Here is a 16,867-nt window from a genome sequence, read left to right on the forward strand (position 1 = left end):
GCGTGCCGGACGGCGAACCCAGCAATTTGCGGCGGAGGCGTCCGTTCGCTCCGGCGACCGGCGCGCGGGTCGTGCATCCGCCTGCACGATCCGAACGATCTGCACGGGTTTGCATGATTCGTGCAGATCTTCGTGCAGACCGATGCGCGGCCCCGCGTAGGATGTGCTCGTGGACGAAGGCTTTCCCGGCGGCGATGCGCGGGGCTCCTGCACGACCCTCCGGCTCGCGATCGTGGCGGGCAGCACGATCGCCTTCGCCCCGCTGCCGCCCCGCGGCTGCGTCGTCCTCGGCCGCGACGAGGGGTGCGACGTGCGCATCGAGGACCGCTCGGTCTCGCGGCGGCACGCCGTCCTCCACGTGGGCCCCCCGCTCCGGATCGAGGATCTCGGGAGCGCCAACGGCACCTTCGTCGGCGAGCAGCAGCTCCCGGGGCTGACGGCGCGGACCCACCGGCTGCGGCGCCTGTCGCGGGACAGCGCCGAGATCGGCATCGGCGAGCGCTTCAACCTCGGCGCGACGACCATCGTCGTCGGCCGCGCGCCCGCGGAGGCCGCCGCGGCGCCCGACTGCTGCGCGCCCGCGGACGTCGTGGTGCGGGCCCCGGCCATGCTGGCGCTGTACGAGCAGGCCGCCCGCGCCGCGCGGAGCCTCATCAGCGTGCTCATCCTCGGCGAGACCGGGGTGGGCAAGGAGGTGCTCGCCCGGACCCTCCACGCGCGCTCGCCGCGGGCCAGCGGCCCCTACGTCGAGCTGAACTGCGCCGCGCTGCCGCCGTCGCTCCTCGAGAGCGAGCTCTTCGGCCACGAGAAGAGCGCCTTCACGGGCGCCAGCCAGGCGCGCCCGGGCCTCCTCGAGTCGGCCCACGGCGGAACGCTCTTCCTGGACGAGATCGGCGAGCTGCCGCTCGCCTTCCAGGCGAAGCTGCTCCGCGTGCTCGAGGACCGGAAGGTGCTCCGCATCGGAGGCCGCACGCCCCGGCGGATCGACCTCCGCTTCGTGGCGGCGACCAACCGCGATCTCGAGGCGGAGGTCGCGCGCGGCGCCTTCCGGCAGGACCTCTACTTCCGGCTGAACGGCATCTCGCTGGTCGTCCCGCCGCTGCGCGAGCGCGTCGCCGAGATCGGCCCGCTCGCCGACAGGTTCCTCGAGGAGGCGTGCCGGCAGCTGGAGCAGCGCAGCGCGCCCCGCCTCTCGCCGGAGGCGCTCGCCGTCCTCGAGGCGTACGCCTGGCCGGGGAACGTGCGCGAGCTGCGCAACGTGATCGAGCGCGCGGCGGTCCTGTGCGCGGGGGATTCGGTCCAGCCCGCCGATCTGCCGCCGCACCTGACGAGCGGCGGCGCGGGCCCGCTCAGCGGCTCCGCGCCCCCGCTGAGCGGACCGGCGCCGCTGAGCGGACCGGCGCCGCTGAGCGGACCGGCGCCGCTGAGCGGACCGGCGCCGCTGAGCGGACCGGCGCCGCTGAGCAGCGCCGCGCCGCCGTCGAGGGGCTCCACGCCGCCGCCGGCTCCCCCGGCGCCGCCGTCGAGGGGCTCCACGCCGCCGCCGAGGGGCTCCACGCCGCCGCCGGCTCCCCCGGCGCCGCCGGCCGGGGACGCCGCCCGGGCGCGCGGGGGGCCGCCGGGCGAGGGCGCCGACGCCGCCGGGCCTCCCGCGGAGCCTCCGACGCCGACGCCGCACTCCGAGGAGATGGAGAGGCTGCGGCTCGAGATGAGGGCCGTCGATCGCCAGCGCGTCCTGGAGGCGCTCGAGCAGTCCGCCGGCAACCAGACGCGCGCCGCGAAGCTCCTCGGCATCTCGCTGCGCACGCTGATCAACCGCATCGACGCGTACGGCATCCCGCGGCCGCGGAAGCGGTCGCCCTGAGCGCTCACGAGCTGGACGAGAGGGCGGCGCCGCCCTTGCGGAGCGTGCTCGTCGCCCCCTCGCGGATCCCGCGGAGCGCCGCCTCGACGTCCCGCTCGGCGCCCAGCGCGAGCCCCCGCTCCGCCAGCGCGCTCGCCGCGGCCGAGTCGCTCCCGGCGAGCGCCTGCTCGGCCGCGTGCAGGTAGAACTCCACGGCGAGCCGCGGCTCGCCGCCCCGCTCGAAGTGCTCGGCGAGCACCTTGGCGTCGTGCTCCCCCGCCTGGAGGAGCCACTCGGCCGCGAGCCGGTGGCCGAGCGCGCGATCGTGGTCCGGGAGCATCGCGTAGCAGCCGTCGCGGATGAGCGCGTGCCGGAACGCGTACTCCTCCTGGTCCGAGAAGCGGCTCTGCTCGCGCCGCTCGAGGAGCTCGCGCTGGAGCATCCAGGGGAGCCAGTCCACCGCGAGGGTCGAGCCGCCGGCGTCGCCCAGGAGGGCGAGCGCCCCCTGCTTCCAGAACGTCTCGCCGAAGACGCTCGCCGCCCGGAGCAGCCGCCTCGCCTCCGGGGGGATCGCCTCGAGCCGCGCCTCCACCATGCCCAGGATCGTCTCCGGCAGCCGGTCCGCGCGCCCCTCCGCGACCGCCCGGATGAGCTCCTCGAGATAGAAGGCGTTGCCGCTCGCGCGCTCGACGAGGCGCGCGACCTCCGCGGGCGGGAGGCCGTCGCCGAGCATCTGCCGCACGAGCTCCTCGGCGGCGCGGCGCGGGAGCGCGCCGAGCGTCATCTCGTGGACCTCGCTGCCCTCCCAGAGGATGGGGAAGACCTTGCGCACCTCGACGCGCGCCAGGTAGAGCACCGCGAACGGGCGGTCGCGGAGCTCCCGGAGCACCCGCGCGATGAGCTTGAGCGACGCCGCGTCGCCCCACTGGATGTCCTCGAGCACGAGCAGGTACGGCCCCGCCGCGCACGCCGCCTCCATGAAGTCGAGGTAGGCGAGCGGGATCTGGTCGGCCATCAGGGCCGGGCTCAGCCGCGCCTCCTGGAACCTCGGGTCGGCCTCGCTCGGGAACGGCGTGCCCACGATCTCGCCGAGGAAGGCGGCGATCCGCGTCCTGTCGCTCGGCCCGAGCGCCGGGGCGCGCGCGACCAGCGAGAGGAGCCGCTCGCGCTGCGCCGGCGCGGGCTCGCCCCCGGTGATCCCGGCCGCGCCCCGGAGCGCGGAGCCGAGCAGCGAGAACGGCGACCCCGCGCTCAGCGAGTCGCCGCGGCCGACCGCGATGGTGATCTCGGGGTGCCGCTCCCGCACGGCCTCGATGAGCTCGTAGCGCAGGCGGGATTTGCCGATCCCGGGCGGCCCGGTGATCAGGATGGCGCGGGGCTCGGGCCCGCTGAAGCTGTCCTCCAGGAGCTCGCGCAGGTTCCGGAGCTCCCGGTCGCGGCCGACGTAGGGGCTCGGCTTGCCGAGGAGCGTCCGCGCCGACCGGCCGACCTCCCGCTCCTGCAGCAGGAAGAACGTGCCGGACCGCTCCGCCTCGATCTCGAAGCGCGCGTCGAGCAGCGCCCGGGTGACGTCGTCGATCCGCACGGGATCGGGCTTCCGTTCCGGACGCGCCCGCGCCTCGAGCTCGGCGAGGGCGAGGAGCGCGGCCGCGCGGTCCATGACGGGCCCGACCGGGAGGCTGCCGGTGTGCTCGGCGCGGCCGGTCGCGAGCACGACCGAGGCGTCGGGCAAGATCTGTCCGAGCTTCAGGGCGCACCGGGCCGCGCGCGCGGCCTGCTCGACCGCGTCGCCCACGCCGGTGATCGAGAGCACGATCGTCCCGTCGGCGAGCGCGTCCACGCGCGCGCCGAACGGCTGGGCGCTCGTGTGGAGCTTGCGCGTGAGGTCTCCCGGCATGGCGGCGACGAGGGTGCTGGCCGAGCCGTCGCACGAGGCCGGGTGCAGCTCCTTCGCGGCCACCATCGAGAGCAGCCGGAGCTCGCCCGTGGTGATCGCCTCGTACAGCACGGGCGGCGCGGCCAGGCCGCTGCTCGGGTCGCGCTCGAGGGCGTCGAGCGCCTCGAGCACGGCCGAGCCGTCGCGCGGCCGCTGCTCCGGGTCCTTCGCGAGCATGCGGGCGACGAAGTCGTCGAGCTCCTGCGGCAGCTCGGGGCGGAGGTGCCGCACGCGCGGCGGGTCTTCCATGAGGAGCTTGGCGAGGAGGGCCATCACGTGCTGGCCCTGGAACGCCGGCCTGCCCGTGAGGCACTCGAAGACCACGGCGCCGAGCGAGAAGATGTCGGCCCGCGCGTCGAGGCGGTCGCGGTCGCCGGTGGCCTGCTCGGGGGCCATGTAGCCCGGCGTTCCCATGACCGAGCCGGTGCGCGTCAGCGCGCCGAGGGTGCGCTTCGTCCGGGCGATGCCGAAGTCGAGCACCTTGAGGCCGGCGACCTCGCCGCCGACGAGCAGGAGGTTGCCCGGCTTGATGTCGCGGTGGACGATGCCCCGCGCGTGCGCCGCCCCGAGCGCCTCGGCGGTCGCGCGGAGCACCGCGAGGCTCTCCTCGAGGTCGAGCTTCTGCCGGGCGAGGCGCTGCGCGAGGCTCTCGCCGTCGAGCCACTCCATGGCGAGGTACGGCACCTCGTCGGGGGTGATGCCGTGGGCCACGTGGCGGACGATCCTCGGGTGATCGAGCTCGGCGAGGATGCGGGCCTCGTGCTCGAAGCGATGGGCGGCGCTCCGGTCGGGCTGGCCGAGGAGCTTCAGCGCGACCGGCGCCCCCGTTGTTCGATCGACGGCGCGGTAGATCGTCCCCATCCCGCCGGAGGCCGCGACGCGCTCGATCTCGAAGCGGCTGTCGATGACCTCTCCCGGGCGCATGAGGCGGAGGATGCACCGGGGTCGAGCCGCCATCAACGGTCCGGCGCCGGGGGCGCCTGGTGTGCGCCTCGCCCCCACGCCGCAGCGTCGCGAGGAGAGGAGAGGAACCACAGCGGACCGAGATCTTCTGTGTTCTCTCTCGCCCGCGCCCCGGCGCGGCTCCGGCGCGCTCGCGGCGGATGAGCCCGCGCGGCGCGGGGCTCACTCCCCGACGCGGACGCGCTTCGCCTCGCTGGGCACGCCGCGATCGTCGAGCACGAACAGGAGGTAGTTGCCTCCGGGCGCCGTGGCGCCGCTCGCCGGCGCGTGGACCTTGAGGTTGCACCTGCTGGTCCTGTCGAACGACAGCTTCACGTACCGGTTGCCCCACGACCAGTTGTGCGTGACCGGATCGGTGCGAAGGATCGCCACCGAGCCCGCGCTCCTGCACGGCGCGTCGAGCTTGACCTCGAAGCTCCTCCGGTAGGAGATCTCCTCGGGGGCCCGCTCGATGACCGGCCTCGAGCCCATGAACATGTAGGCCGGCTTGTAGACCTGCAGGACGGGGACGCCCAGCGTGTCGTCCTCCGGCGCCAGATCCACGCGGTTGCCGCCCATGGAGTAGACGCTGCCGTCCGGCGCGAGCTGCAAGGTCGAGTGATCGTGCCTCGGGACGGTGGTCCTGGCGACCGTCTCGATGTGACCCGAGTCCGGGTCGAAGAGCTGGTATTCGAGCGTGCTGACCCGCTCGCCGCCGGGGGGGCCGCCGCGGCCGCCGACGATGAGCACCCGGCCGTTCGGCAGGACGACCGCGTTGTTCTGCGTGGCCGGCCGGACGAGCTCGCCCTGCCGCCTCCACCTGGGGCGCCGCTCGGAGAAGTCGATCATCTCCACGGCCGCGACGTCGTCTCCGTTCCCGGCGTCGCCGCCGAAGAGCGCGATACGCTGCGACAGGGGCTGTCCGTCATCGTCGAGCTCGAACATCGCCGCGCTGGCGCCGCTCTCGTGGGCGAAGTCGGCCCTGTCGACGAGCCGCCAGTGCCGCTCTCCGGGCTCGCCGCGGCGCCGGTCGGCGAGCGCCGCGCGCACGTCGAGGAAGTAGGTGTTGCCGTTGTACTGGAACGGATCGTACGGCCGGAGGTCCGTCGGGAGCGGCGGCTGGACCTCGGCGACGACGGCCACCTTCCAGTCATGCTTGTGCCGGCCCGTCTGCACGACGAAGGAGCGCGGGTACATCGGCAGGAGCTTCCTCGCGTTCTCGAGCGCGACGGTCCTGTCCGTCAAGGGATCGTAGATCTCCGGGACGACCTGCCGCACCTTGGTCGCGGGCGCCTCGTCGGGCCCGACGCTGCTATCCTGATCGGAGCCGGACAGGAGGAGGACCTTGCCGTCGGGGAGCGTCACGGCGGTCGGATACCAGCGCTGGTACCGCATGTCGGACGGCGCGGGAGGGTCGGTGTTCCGCTCATCGAGGGCGTTTGGATGGAGCTCCGGGAAGCGGAAGTTCGGGTCGACGTCGTAAGCCGCCTTCACCGGCGCGGGCGTCCTGTGGACCCACGTCTCGGTGAGCGGATCGAAGATGTTGAGCTTGCGGGTCCCCTGGTTGCCCGATTTATCGTGGCCGCCCACGACGAGCCAGCGCCCGTCCGTCAGCGTCGTGTTCCCCCCGCAGAAGAGGTTGTAGCCGAGCCCGGCCGACGATCCGCGGTCGTAGAACGCGCCGGCGTTCATGGCGAAATCGGCGTCGTCGAGCTCGCGGACGTCGTACTTGCCCCGGTTGGCGAACGCGTCCGGATGCGTGAGGTCGAAGACGAGGGTGTTCTCGCGGGCGATGTCGTCCTTGATGCGGCTCAGGACGCTGCGTTCCAGGGTGTCGCTGAAGCGAAACCCGCCATAGACGATCTGCCGGAACGACTCCTTGAGCTCCCCGATGGGCTCGACGGTCGGGTCCGCCAGGTCGGTCCCCCTGTACTCGGACGGACGCATCCAGAACAGGATCTTGGGACGGCCCAGCGGGTCCCAGAAGAAGCCGGCGTGGACAGCGTCCTTGTGAAACGGGATGAGCGGGCCGAGCGCGCCGGCCTCGGAGGACGCGCCGGCCTCGGAGGGCGCCTCCTGGACGTCCTCGAGCCCGTCCACGCCCGCGCAGCCGCTCCCGACGCTCAACAGGACACAAAGCAACGGACCTTGTTTCGACGAGGTCATGAGTCTCCCCCTTGAAGCGCACGATGGATAGCCGCGCGCGCTGGTACAAAGAGGAATCGTGATGCGAAGAATCGGAGCTGCAACGCAAATGTGGTTTCCCGGGAGGCGGGCTCCGGGACAGAGGCGATCGTCGGTGACGGGCCGCGCCTCAGCTCTTCGGGATACGCCACGTCGCGCCGGCGCGGAAGAAGAGCACGTCCGGGATGCTCTGCCCCTCTCCGGGGATGCCGTCGTCGTCGGCGTTCATCGGCTCGAAGCGACGGAATAGGCTGTGGCCCGCCTGGGCGGTCAGCCACACCGTCCCGAAGGCGCGCACGCCGAGCGTCACGCCCGCGGTCGCGACCGAGTAGGCGATGTGATCGACGCACCGCTCGGGCCGCGCCACCCGCTCATCCGGCTCGGTCGCCGGGTCGTCGGCCGGCTGGGCGGCGCAGGGCCACGCGCCCGCGACGCGCGCGTCGCGCACCGCGTAGGCGTTCCCCGCCAGGTCCGCGCGCAGGCCGAGCTCGACGCGATCCGAGAACAGGAGCTTCGCCGTCGCGAAGCCAGGGAGGAAGGCCTCGAGGCGGAAGTACGGCGTCGGTGTCCAGTCGACGTAGGCGGCTGGCAGCGGGAGGAACGTGCCGAAGCTGAACGACGCGAGCGCGCCGCCCCCGAGCACGAGCTGCTCCGAGAGCGTGCGGGTCACGAGCCCGAGCGCGCTGATGCGGGCGAGCCCGCCGTCGAAGCCCTCGAAATCGCCCGCGAGCCCCGGCGCGACGCGCAGCGAGAGCGACCAGTCGCTTGGGAGGAGCTGGACGAACAGCACGGAGACATCGACGGAGTGAAAGGCCCGGAGCTGGTCGAAGCCGGGCAAGGCGTCGGCGTAGGAGACCGCTTCGACGTGGTAGACCGCCCCCGGGATCAGGAACGTCTTCTCCCCGAGGGGGAGGGGCACGTTGACGCTCGCCTCGTACGACGTGACCTGCGCCCGCGTCGGGCGTGGGTCCTCGAGCGCGACGCCCGGCATGTACTGCGCGCTCAGGTCCGCGAGATCGGGGAGCTGGGCCCACGCAGCGCCCGGCGCGAGGACCCAGAGGAGCGCCGCGAAGGCGAGGAGCCGCGCGGTCCGCGTGATCCGGCGGGAGGCGCCTCCCTGAGGCTGCGCCGCGGAGCGCGCGGCGGCACGATGGGCGGGCCTCATCGCGTCACCCGCTCGTCGAGCCAGTCGAAGAGCCGCGCCTGGGCCAGGAGCTGGTTGCCGCCCTGGCAATGCACCTGCGACGCCGTGCTCGCGTCGAACATCATCATGTGCTTCGGGCACGTGAGCGCGCCGTAGAGGCGCTCCGACTCGCCCGGAGATGCGTCCTCGGCGCTGCCCTCCATGATCAGCGTCTCGCAGCGAATGTTGGCGACGCCGACGCTGTTGTCGTACTTGCCGAGCTCGTCGAGCGCCTGGTGCGGCGTCGAGACACCGTGCTTCCATGTCACGTCGTTGAAATACCAGCGCGCGTCAGGCAGCGCGAGCGACGCGGCGTCGATGGCGCGGTCGAAGGCCGCGGGCCCGCGCCTGTGCAGCTCGAGCAGGCCGGGGATCGAGGCGAAGTGGCGCATCATCGCGTCGCGCCAGCTGACGACGCCCGGATTGGCGACGAGGGCGCGCAGGCGGCGCTCGCGCGAGGCCGCGCGAGGCGCGAGGTAGCCGCCGAACGAGAGGCCCATCAGCACGAGGTTCCCCGCGTCGAGCCGCTCGTCGCGCTCGGCGAAGTCGAGCACGCGGCCCACGGGGACCTCCCAGTCGGGTCGGAACGGGTGCCCGTGGAGGCGCAGCGAGGCGCCCTGGCCCGGGCCGTGGAACGAGAGGACGTGGTAGCCCCGCTGGAGCGCGCCGTCGATGACCCACATCGTATCCTCGGGCCAGGCGTGGAGGCCCTGCTGCAGCACGATGGCGGGCGCGCGCGCGACGCCGGGCGCGTAATGGACGCGCCCGTAGAGCACCCCGCCCTCGTAGGGGATGTCGACTTGCCGCGAGTCGTAGCCCCGCATGCGGAGCGCCCGCCCGTGCAGGTCGAGCCCCGCGACCGTCGCCTCGACGAGGCGAGGATCGGCGCGATCCGCGTAGCGCATCAGCCCCGCCCGGTAGTACGCGCCCGCGCGGAGGAAATGCGACGCCGCGCTCCGCGTATGGCCGCGGGCCTCCGCCTCCTCGCCGTAGGCTCGCACGCGCTTCGCGGTGGCGAGCCACTGCTCGAACCACGAGCGCTCGTCGCCCGGGCGGATGCGCGTCGCCGTGTCGAGCACCTCGCCGACGTCGGTCAGGCCCATCGACGAGAGGCCGAGCCAGAACACGACCTGCGCGTCCATCACCGGCTGGCCGATGAACTTGTAGCGGTGCCAGACGCCCGCCGCCTGGCCCTGCCCGAGCACGTCGTCGCCGTGGAACCGGGCGGACGCGACCTCCTTGTCGAGCCCACGGCGGCCCGACGCGTAGCCGAGCGCGGCCGCGCTGCCCGCGACCGCCGTGTGGGTGAGGAACCTCCGCCGGTCGATCATCGATGCATCTCCGGCTCCTTACAAAACAAACGATTGAAACACATGTTTAAATCATTGACATCCGCGCGGAGCGTTGTCAAGGTGTGTTTCAAACAAGCGTATGAGCGACCGAGACCCCCCTGCCCACGCGGACGATCCACGCCAGCGGCTCGTGGTCGCCGCGATCGACCAGATCGAGAAGCACGGCGTCGGGCAGGCGACGGTGCGGAGGATCGCGGCGGCGGCGGAGGTGAACATCGCCGCGGTGAACTACTACTTCCGGTCGAAGGAGGCGCTGCTCGCGACGGCGCTCGAGGTGTCGATTCGCAACATGCTCGAGCACACCGAGGAGTTCCTCGGCCGGATGCCCGACGAGCCGATGGAGGCGCTCAGCGGGCTGCTCGGCTACCTCCTCGAGGGCTGCCTGCGCTTCCCGAACCTGAGCCGGGCCCACCTGCACGACGCGTTTCACGCCGACGACTACGGCGGTCCTTTCCCGACGCTCTTCGCGCCGGTGGTCGTGCGCTTGCGCGATCTCGTCCGGGCGGCGGTGCCTGGGCTGGAGGAGCGGGCGGCGGCGCGCCGCGTGGTGGCCGCGCTCTCGGCGGTGCTGTTCCCGGGGTTCTTCGCGGGGCTCTACGAGGGGCTGAGCGCGCTCGGCTCGCCGGCCGACCGCCTCACCTACGCGCGCGAGCTGGCGCGGCAGACCCTGGCGCCCGCGGAGACCGAGGCGCCCGCGGCCCGCGGCAAGCGGCCGAAGCGCGGGTGATCCGGCGAGGGTCACCCGAGCGGCCCGGCGGGCCGGGTCCCGGCGACGAGGGAGAGCGTTCCGGCGGCGCGCGCGAGCGCGGGGCAGATCAGCAATCGAAGTAGCGACGGAGCCCGGGGCGGATGACCTCCTCGATGGTCTCGTCGAGCAACACGCGCGCGTTCAGGCCGCTGCACAGCCCGAGCTGCTCGCCTCGCGGCGGAGCGTCGTGAGGTGGCAAGTGCGCGTGCTCGTGCTGCACGAGGTGCCGGAACGCGACGGGGAAGTAGCGCTCGACCGCGGCCCGCTCCGCCGCGGAGAGCTCCGGCGCGACCTGCTCGAGCAGGCGCCAGCCGAAGCGGGCGTGCCCGACCTCGTCGGCATAGATGCGCGTCAGCAGCTCGAGCAGCGGCCCAGGCGGCATCTCCAGCCGCTCGGCGCCGATCAGGGCCACGGCCACGGTCTCGCTCATGCAGCAAATGTGGATCACGTTGCGGAGCACGGCGGCGCGGGGGGGCGCGTCGCGGTGCAGGGGGAACTCCGGGCGCTCCGGGACGCTCGCGGTCGCGGCCCCGCCGAGGGCCTCCACCACGGCGCCGCAGAGGATCCCGTGGCGGCGCTCCTCGGCGGCGAAGCCCCGGCACGCGGCGGTGAGCTCCGGCGGGAAACCCGCCTCGGCGAGCTGACGCGCGAGCGCCTCGAACACCGCCGACGACGCGTGCTCGTTCACCATCCGCGCGCGCCAGGTGCGGATCGCCGAGGGGAACAGCGCCGCCGGATACCCGCTCACGTCGAAGGCCCGCGCGCGCGCCTCGCCGCGGAGATCGAGCTGCGAGGCGTTCATGCGACCTCCAGCGGGGCGTCGGCGTCGAGCGCCGGCGGGACCGGGGGGCCCCACGGCGTGCAGAACGCCTGGGAATAGAGCTCCTGCTCGGGCGCGACCACGTTGCCGAAGCAGCAGACGCCGCGGACCGGCTCGGCCTCCCCGTACGAGATGGCGCCGGCGCCGACGCCCACGATCAACGCCGTGCAGCAGTTCACGAAGGAGGCGTCCTCCGCGAGGGCGGCCAGCTCCTGCTCGGAGAGGACCGCCCCGCGGTCGGGCGCGCGCTCTGCCGTGTAGCCGAGGCAGCAATCGAGCTCCGCGCGAGGGCGGGCCTCCGCGTCGTCGAGGCTCGCCGGCTCGGCGCACGCGAGCTCGGGGGGCTCCGGTTGGGCGGCCTCGGAGCAGTCCGGATCGCCTTCCGCGGGCGTGCAGCCGGGCGCGGGCTCCTCCGCCGTCGGCGCTGCCCCGCCGTCGCCGGCGTCCTCTCCGGCCGGAGCCGCGTCGTCGGGCGCGTCCGGCGACTCCGGTGCTTCCGGCGCGAGGTGCTCGTCGGGATCCAGATCCGATGATTGCCCGCCGGCGGTGACATGCCCGCCGCAGCCGACCGAGGCGCCATAGGCCAGCGCTCCCAGCGCGACCCTCGCCGCTGCACGCAATGCTGCCCGTCTCGTCTCCTCACGCATACAGTTCGCCTCCACGAAAGGTGGTACGCGCAGCGGAGTGCCTCCGCTGCGGTACGAGCCGCTCGCGCGGCCCGCGTGGATCAGCGTATGTGCGCGGGACAGCGAAGAGAATCTGTATTTTTGACACAGGATTGAATCGGGAATCCGAACAATGGAGCCGCGATCCCTGCCGGCGCGGCGCGCACGAGGGCGCGGGCATCGCCGCGCGGCTGCCGGCGTGAACGCGACGGCCGCTGATGCTCGGAGGGGTGTTCTCGCGCGCTTCGAGCGTCATCGCGGCGCCGGGATGGCGGCGTGGAGCTCCCTCCGGGGGCGCCTCGCCGAGGACGGACACGTCGCCGTCGTTTAGCCGGTGAGCACCTTTGGCGCGAGCAGGGGCGCTGGCCTGCTCTGCGGTGCTTCGCGAGGCGCACGATACGCGTGCATCGAACCCTCGCGTTCCTGGTCCGTCGAGCCAGCGCCGTGGATCACGTCGTGGGGGTGAACGGGGCCCGCCACAGCCCGACGAGGGCGTCCACCAGCCCGACCGCGGCGGCCTCCCACGTCGCTCGCGGCGTGGCGGTGCCCGCTTGCAGCGCCCGCTCGCGCTCGGCGCACATGTGCACGATGAGCTGCCGGCTCATGTCGCCGCGCTCCGCGCGCACCTCCTCCGGGAGGACCGGCATGAGCCGGATCAGCCCTTCGATGGTCTCCTGCATCGACGTCGAGGCGACCGTCTCGTCGATCACGATGCGGCGGAAGGCGGGGTCGGTCGTCGCCTGGGCGATGAAGCGCGCATACCAGCTCGGGCTGCCCAGCGAGGCGAGGTGCTCGGTGAGCGGCCGCACCAGGCACCCGATCCAGTCGCGCAGGTCGGACGAGCCCTTGATCGACGCCAGCATCTCCGCGCGCCGTCGCTCGATGGCCGGGGCATGGCGGCGGACGATGGCGAGCACGAGGTCGGCCTTGGTGCCGAAGTGATAGCCGACCGCAAAGTTGTTCGCCTGCCCTGCGGCCTCGCTCACCTGACGGTTCGAGACCGCCGCTACCCCCTGCTCGGCGAAGAGCCGCTCCGCGGTGGCGACGATGAGCTCGCGGGTTTCGTTCCCGTGCGCTTGCCTGACCCTCGAGCTGGACATGATCGCCAGCATACCAGAAGGCGGGACCGACCCGACCCGGGTTGACCCGCGACCCGCGGGATCGACCCGACCCGGGTTGACCCGCGCATCAGCGGGACCGACCCGCGTTGACCCGACCCGGGTTGGCCAATCGACCCGACCCGGGTTGGCCATCAAATCGACTCAGGTCGGCGAATCGGGGGCGGCCCGGATCACGGCGCAACGTGGCCCGACCGGGGTTGACCCGTGCAATGTGACCCGACCCGGGTTGACGATCGCGGCGCTGGTCCAACGCAGGTTGCGGCGACCTGTGGCCGGTCGTCCGAGCCGGGTTGCCAGTCGCGCCGCGACACGGCGACGACTCGCGTCGCCACACGACCATGCTGGGCGGCCCAATCCAGGTTGCGGCAGCTCCCCGCGCGCGCACGCGCACCGCGTCTATGCCGAGAGCACGAGGTCCTGCACCATGACACCGTGAAACACGCGCATCCACCACGTCCCCGCCGGGAATGCGACGCTGCGCATACCGGCGCGCCAGCGTTCGAGCGCCGCGCGGTACGACGCGCGAAACGCCCGCACAGCAGCGCCAGCACTTCGCCAAGCATCGCCCTGCTCGCGGCCGACCGCAAACGTAGGATTGCATTCGCGCAGCGCCTCAAAGCTCGTAGCACGCGCGTAGGGGGAGACCTCACTGACTCGCTCGGCGCCCAGGAAGCGACGCCCCTGCCGCAGCAGCTCCGCGTGAGCCTGTGCTTCCTGTCGCTCGATCTCGGCGGCGACCTCTTGGCGGAAGGCCTCCGCGCCGTCCTGTTCAATGGCCGGCGGCAGCGGGAGCGAGAGCGTAATTTCCTCAGGCCACTGAGGGTTTTCCGGGTCGAGATACGCAGAGGGGCGCGCGGCGCGCAGCACGCCGCTACCGAGCGCATCCATATCCACCTTGGCGCCCGGCCACTCACGCGCATGTCGGACGAGGCCAGCAGCCACGGGATTTGCCAGTATATACGCGATCTTCTCCACTACGGCCGCACGCGTGAGCAGCCGTACCACGCTCGGGGCCTCATGGTCCCACACCGGTCCTTCCCATGTGCGGAGCACCTTCGTGCCGAGCGCTACGATGCGATGGAAGAACTGCAGGAAGCGCGGCAAGACGCCCGCCACGTCGGTCACGATCAAGTGCAGATGTGTCGACATCGCGCAGAGCGCGTGGACCTGAAGGCCATAGCGCCGCGCGGATACCGCCAGGGCGTAAATCAGGAGCTGAGTGATCGCCGCGTCGGGGCGGAAGAGCAGATGTCGACGCAGGACGCGACGGGTGATCATGTACGTGGCGCCGGGAGTGATCTCGCGGGGCTGGCTCATGGTGAGCGTGCACTAACAAACACTATACCAATGGTTCCCGCGAGTGATTTCAAGGAGTTATCTCAGCCCCGTGGGTGGCGGCGCCATGGTGCCGTCCGTGTCCGCCATCCTGATTGATCCTGGCTGCGACTATCTCTGCCGTGCTTGCTACTTCAACCTGGGCCGGATCCAACCTGGGTCCCGGGCCGGGTCCAACCCGGGTCGGGTTGCTGGCTCTCGGGCCGGGTCCAACCCGGGTCGGATTGCCCGATTGCCCCGCGGGCCGGGTCCAACCCGGGTCGGGTTGCTGGCTCTCGGGCCGGGTCCAACCTGGGTCGGGTCATCGCTCAACCCGGGCCGGGTCCAACCCGGGTCGGGTTGCTGGGTCGGATTATTGCTGTGCGGATCCGATTGCCCGATAGGCTCCCGGGGGAACCCCGACCTCTCGACGAAACGCGACGCTGAAGGCCGCCTGGTCCCGGTAGCCCACGGACGACGCCACCTCGGCGAGGGCGAGCTCGGGTTGCTCCCGCAGCTTCTCCTTCGCAAGCTCCATGCGCCAGCGCATCAGGTGCCGGAGAGGGCTCTCCCCCACCTGCTCGCGAAATGCATGAGCGAAACCGGAGCGGCTCATGCCTGCCTGCCGCGCGAGCGACGCCACGGTCCACATGCGCTCCGGGGCCAGGTAGAGCGCGTCCAGAGCACGGGCGACGCGCTCGTCCGCGAGCGCGGCGCGAAAGGAGCCAGGAGGCGCGGGGCGCTCGAGCTCCGCGCGAATCGCCTGCAGCAGGAGCAGCTCCGCGAAGCGCGCGGCCATCACCGGTGCGCCAGGTCGCCGGACGTGCACCTCGTCGCGGATGCCGTCCAGGAGCCGGCCGAGACCGGGCACCGGCTCCCGGGCGCCGCCGTCGAGGAGCACCACCGAGGGCAGCGCGCGCAGCAGCAGCGACCTTCCGGCGCCGACGAGGCTCATGGCGGCGCAGAGCACCACCGTCGTCGCGCCGTCGCCGCCGAGCCGGCGCCGCACCGTCTGCACACCCGGCGCAGGAGGCGCGAGCCAGCGCCCCTCGTCCTCGACCGGTGCCCCGGGTCGGTGCCGGAGGCAGTGGGGAACGCCGTGCGGCAAGAGCAGCAGGTCGCCCCGACCCACGTGAATCTCTCGGCCATCCAGCTCCAGCCACATCTCGCCTTCGAGCAGGTGGTGGAGCAAGACGAGCTCTCGCCGGCCGACGCGGGCCCCCCAGGGGGCTCCGAGCTCGACGCGGCCGAAGAGGCTGGCCTCGATGCGCACGTGGCGGAGCAGCGCGGTGAGGACATCCGGCATTGGACGATCGCAAAAGGGACGTGGACTCTACCACATGGATGACCCGCGGGGCGTCCGCCAGGCTTCGACCACCAACCCCCAAGGAGCCAGACATGGACATCTTCATCACGGGCGCGAGCGGATTCATCGGTTCGGCGGTCGCCCGCGCCCTGGTCACGCGCGGACATCGCGTTCGCGGGCTGGCGCGCAGCGACGCGTCGGCGGCGAGGGTCCGCGCCTGCGGAGCGGATCCGGTGCGGGGCGATCTCTACCAGCTGGACCTGCTCGCGCGCGAGGCGGCGGCCGGCGACGGCGTGGTGCACACCGCGGCCACGGCCGGAGAGGATCGCGCCGCCACGGACGCTGCGGCGGTCACCGCGATGCTTGCGGCCATGAGCGGCGGCGTCTTCGTCACGACCACCGGGGCGCCGATGGCTCGATCCTCGCGGGTGCCCGTGCCGGAGGACGATACGGTCAACCCCGGTGGGCCGCTCGAGTGGCTGGTGGCGGCCGAGTCGCGCGTGCTCGGCGCGGCGGGGCTCCGCGGTCTCGTCGTGCGGCCTCCGATGGTCTACGGCGATGGCGCAGGCCCGGTGGCGGGCCTGGTGAACGCCGCGCGCGCAGCGGGGGTGGCGCGCTACATCGACGACGGCACGAACCGCTGGTCCACCGTCCATGTGCGGGATCTGGCGGTGGCCTACGCCATGCTGCTGGAGTCGGACGCGACGGGCGTGTTCCATGCCGCCGACGCGTCGCCCGAGCCGATGGCGACCCTCTTCTCGGCGATCGGCGATGTCGCCAGGGTGCCTGTGGGCTCGTGGAGCCTCGCCGAGGCCCGGGCCGCGCACGGGCTCATGGCAGGCTTCCTGGCCATGGACGCCGCCCTCGATGCGGCGAAGCTGCGCCGCCTCGGCTGGACGCCGCGGGTGGGAGAGGCGCTCGGAGGGATCTGCGGCGCGCTGCGCAACCCGGCGCAGGGGTACGGAGCCTCGTGAACCGCGCTCCAGGGCAGCGGCGGCGGACCGCGAGCTCTGCTGCTGGAGCGCCCGCAGAGCGGCGCTCGCTCGCTAGAGCGGCTGATAGAGCTGGATCAGGTTCCCGCAAGTGTCCGAGAACACCGCGATCATGACTGGGCCCATCGGGGTGGGCTCCTGCGTGAACGCGACCTGGCGCTCCTTGAGGCGCGCGAACTCGGCTCGGAGGTCGGTCACCTCGAACGCGGTGAGCGGGATGCCCTGCGCGAACATCGCCTGCTGGAACGTCTTCGCCGCCGGGTTGGCGTTCGGCTCCAGCACGAGCTCGACGTCGTCGGGGCCCTCCGGCGAGACCACGGTGATCCATCGATACTCCCCGACAGGGAAGTCGTTCTTCTTCTTGAAGCCGAGCACCTCGGTGTAGAACTTCAGCGCTCGGTCCTGGTCCTCGACCATGATGCTGTTGAGCTTGATCTTCATCGTTTGCCTCGCTGAGCTGA

13 protein-coding genes are annotated in these 16,867 nt (G+C 72.6%); 3 read left to right on the plus strand and 10 right to left on the minus strand.

Annotation, left to right across the window (positions count from 1 at the left end; all coding sequences use genetic code 11):
* The first annotated feature begins 169 nt into the window (after positions 1-169).
* Entirely contained in the window at positions 170-1,864 is a 1,695-nt protein-coding gene (locus WME83_RS39435; protein ID WP_437314855.1) for a sigma 54-interacting transcriptional regulator, read from the plus strand.
* 4 nt (positions 1,865-1,868) lie between these two features.
* Here the strand turns inward: WME83_RS39435 and WME83_RS39440 are convergent, their stop codons facing one another.
* The 4 genes from WME83_RS39440 to WME83_RS39455 form a co-directional block, all read right to left on the minus strand.
* Positions 1,869-4,703, minus strand: a complete 2,835-nt coding sequence (locus tag WME83_RS39440; RefSeq protein WP_437314856.1) for a serine/threonine-protein kinase — start codon at positions 4,701-4,703, stop codon at positions 1,869-1,871.
* A 201-nt stretch (positions 4,704-4,904) separates the two neighbouring features.
* Positions 4,905-6,887: a galactose oxidase-like domain-containing protein gene (locus WME83_RS39445; RefSeq protein ID WP_437314857.1), complete on the minus strand. Its 1,983-nt coding sequence runs from the start codon at positions 6,885-6,887 to the stop codon at positions 4,905-4,907.
* Positions 6,888-7,035: 148 nt separating this feature from the next.
* Complete coding sequence (locus WME83_RS39450; protein WP_437314858.1) at positions 7,036-8,070, minus strand: DUF6268 family outer membrane beta-barrel protein; 1,035 nt, start codon at positions 8,068-8,070, stop codon at positions 7,036-7,038.
* Positions 8,067-9,419, minus strand: coding sequence for an alpha/beta hydrolase family protein (locus WME83_RS39455; RefSeq protein ID WP_437314859.1), 1,353 nt, complete (start codon positions 9,417-9,419; stop codon positions 8,067-8,069). The genes WME83_RS39450 and WME83_RS39455 overlap by 4 nt, the downstream gene beginning before the upstream one ends.
* Positions 9,420-9,519: 100 nt before the next feature.
* Here WME83_RS39455 and WME83_RS39460 point away from each other — a divergent pair, with 100 nt between their 5' ends.
* A complete protein-coding gene (locus WME83_RS39460; RefSeq protein WP_437314860.1) occupies positions 9,520-10,167 on the plus strand; it encodes a TetR/AcrR family transcriptional regulator in 648 nt (215 codons plus the stop codon).
* Between the two features lie 88 nt (positions 10,168-10,255).
* On the opposite strand, the gene WME83_RS39465 is transcribed toward WME83_RS39460, so the two are convergent.
* The 5 genes from WME83_RS39465 to WME83_RS39485 all read right to left on the minus strand — a co-directional run bounded on the left by WME83_RS39465 (position 10,256) and on the right by WME83_RS39485 (position 15,414).
* Complete coding sequence (locus tag WME83_RS39465) at positions 10,256-10,990, minus strand: ferritin-like domain-containing protein (RefSeq protein ID WP_437314861.1); 735 nt, start codon at positions 10,988-10,990, stop codon at positions 10,256-10,258.
* Entirely contained in the window at positions 10,987-11,628 is a 642-nt protein-coding gene (locus WME83_RS39470; protein WP_437314862.1) for a hypothetical protein, read from the minus strand. Before WME83_RS39470 ends, WME83_RS39465 begins: the two co-directional genes overlap by 4 nt.
* Positions 11,629-12,122: 494 nt before the next feature.
* Positions 12,123-12,773: a TetR/AcrR family transcriptional regulator gene (locus tag WME83_RS39475; protein ID WP_437314863.1), complete on the minus strand. Its 651-nt coding sequence runs from the start codon at positions 12,771-12,773 to the stop codon at positions 12,123-12,125.
* A 417-nt stretch (positions 12,774-13,190) separates the two neighbouring features.
* Complete coding sequence (locus WME83_RS39480) at positions 13,191-14,111, minus strand: transposase (RefSeq protein WP_437314864.1); 921 nt, start codon at positions 14,109-14,111, stop codon at positions 13,191-13,193.
* A 370-nt stretch (positions 14,112-14,481) separates the two neighbouring features.
* Positions 14,482-15,414 carry an AraC family transcriptional regulator gene (locus WME83_RS39485; RefSeq protein WP_437314865.1) on the minus strand — a complete coding sequence of 311 codons (933 nt, stop codon included), beginning with the start codon at positions 15,412-15,414 and terminating at the stop codon, positions 14,482-14,484.
* A 92-nt stretch (positions 15,415-15,506) separates the two neighbouring features.
* Between WME83_RS39485 and WME83_RS39490 the strand changes: the two genes are divergently transcribed.
* Complete coding sequence (locus WME83_RS39490; protein WP_437314866.1) at positions 15,507-16,388, plus strand: NAD-dependent epimerase/dehydratase family protein; 882 nt, start codon at positions 15,507-15,509, stop codon at positions 16,386-16,388.
* Between the two features lie 72 nt (positions 16,389-16,460).
* Here WME83_RS39490 and WME83_RS39495 read toward each other — a convergent pair whose 3' ends face one another.
* Complete coding sequence (locus WME83_RS39495) at positions 16,461-16,847, minus strand: VOC family protein (RefSeq protein WP_437314867.1); 387 nt, start codon at positions 16,845-16,847, stop codon at positions 16,461-16,463.
* Positions 16,848-16,867 lie beyond the last annotated feature (20 nt).

This window comes from Sorangium sp. So ce385, assembly GCF_051474135.1.
Lineage (GTDB): Bacteria > Myxococcota_A > Polyangia > Polyangiales > Polyangiaceae > Sorangium > Sorangium cellulosum_D.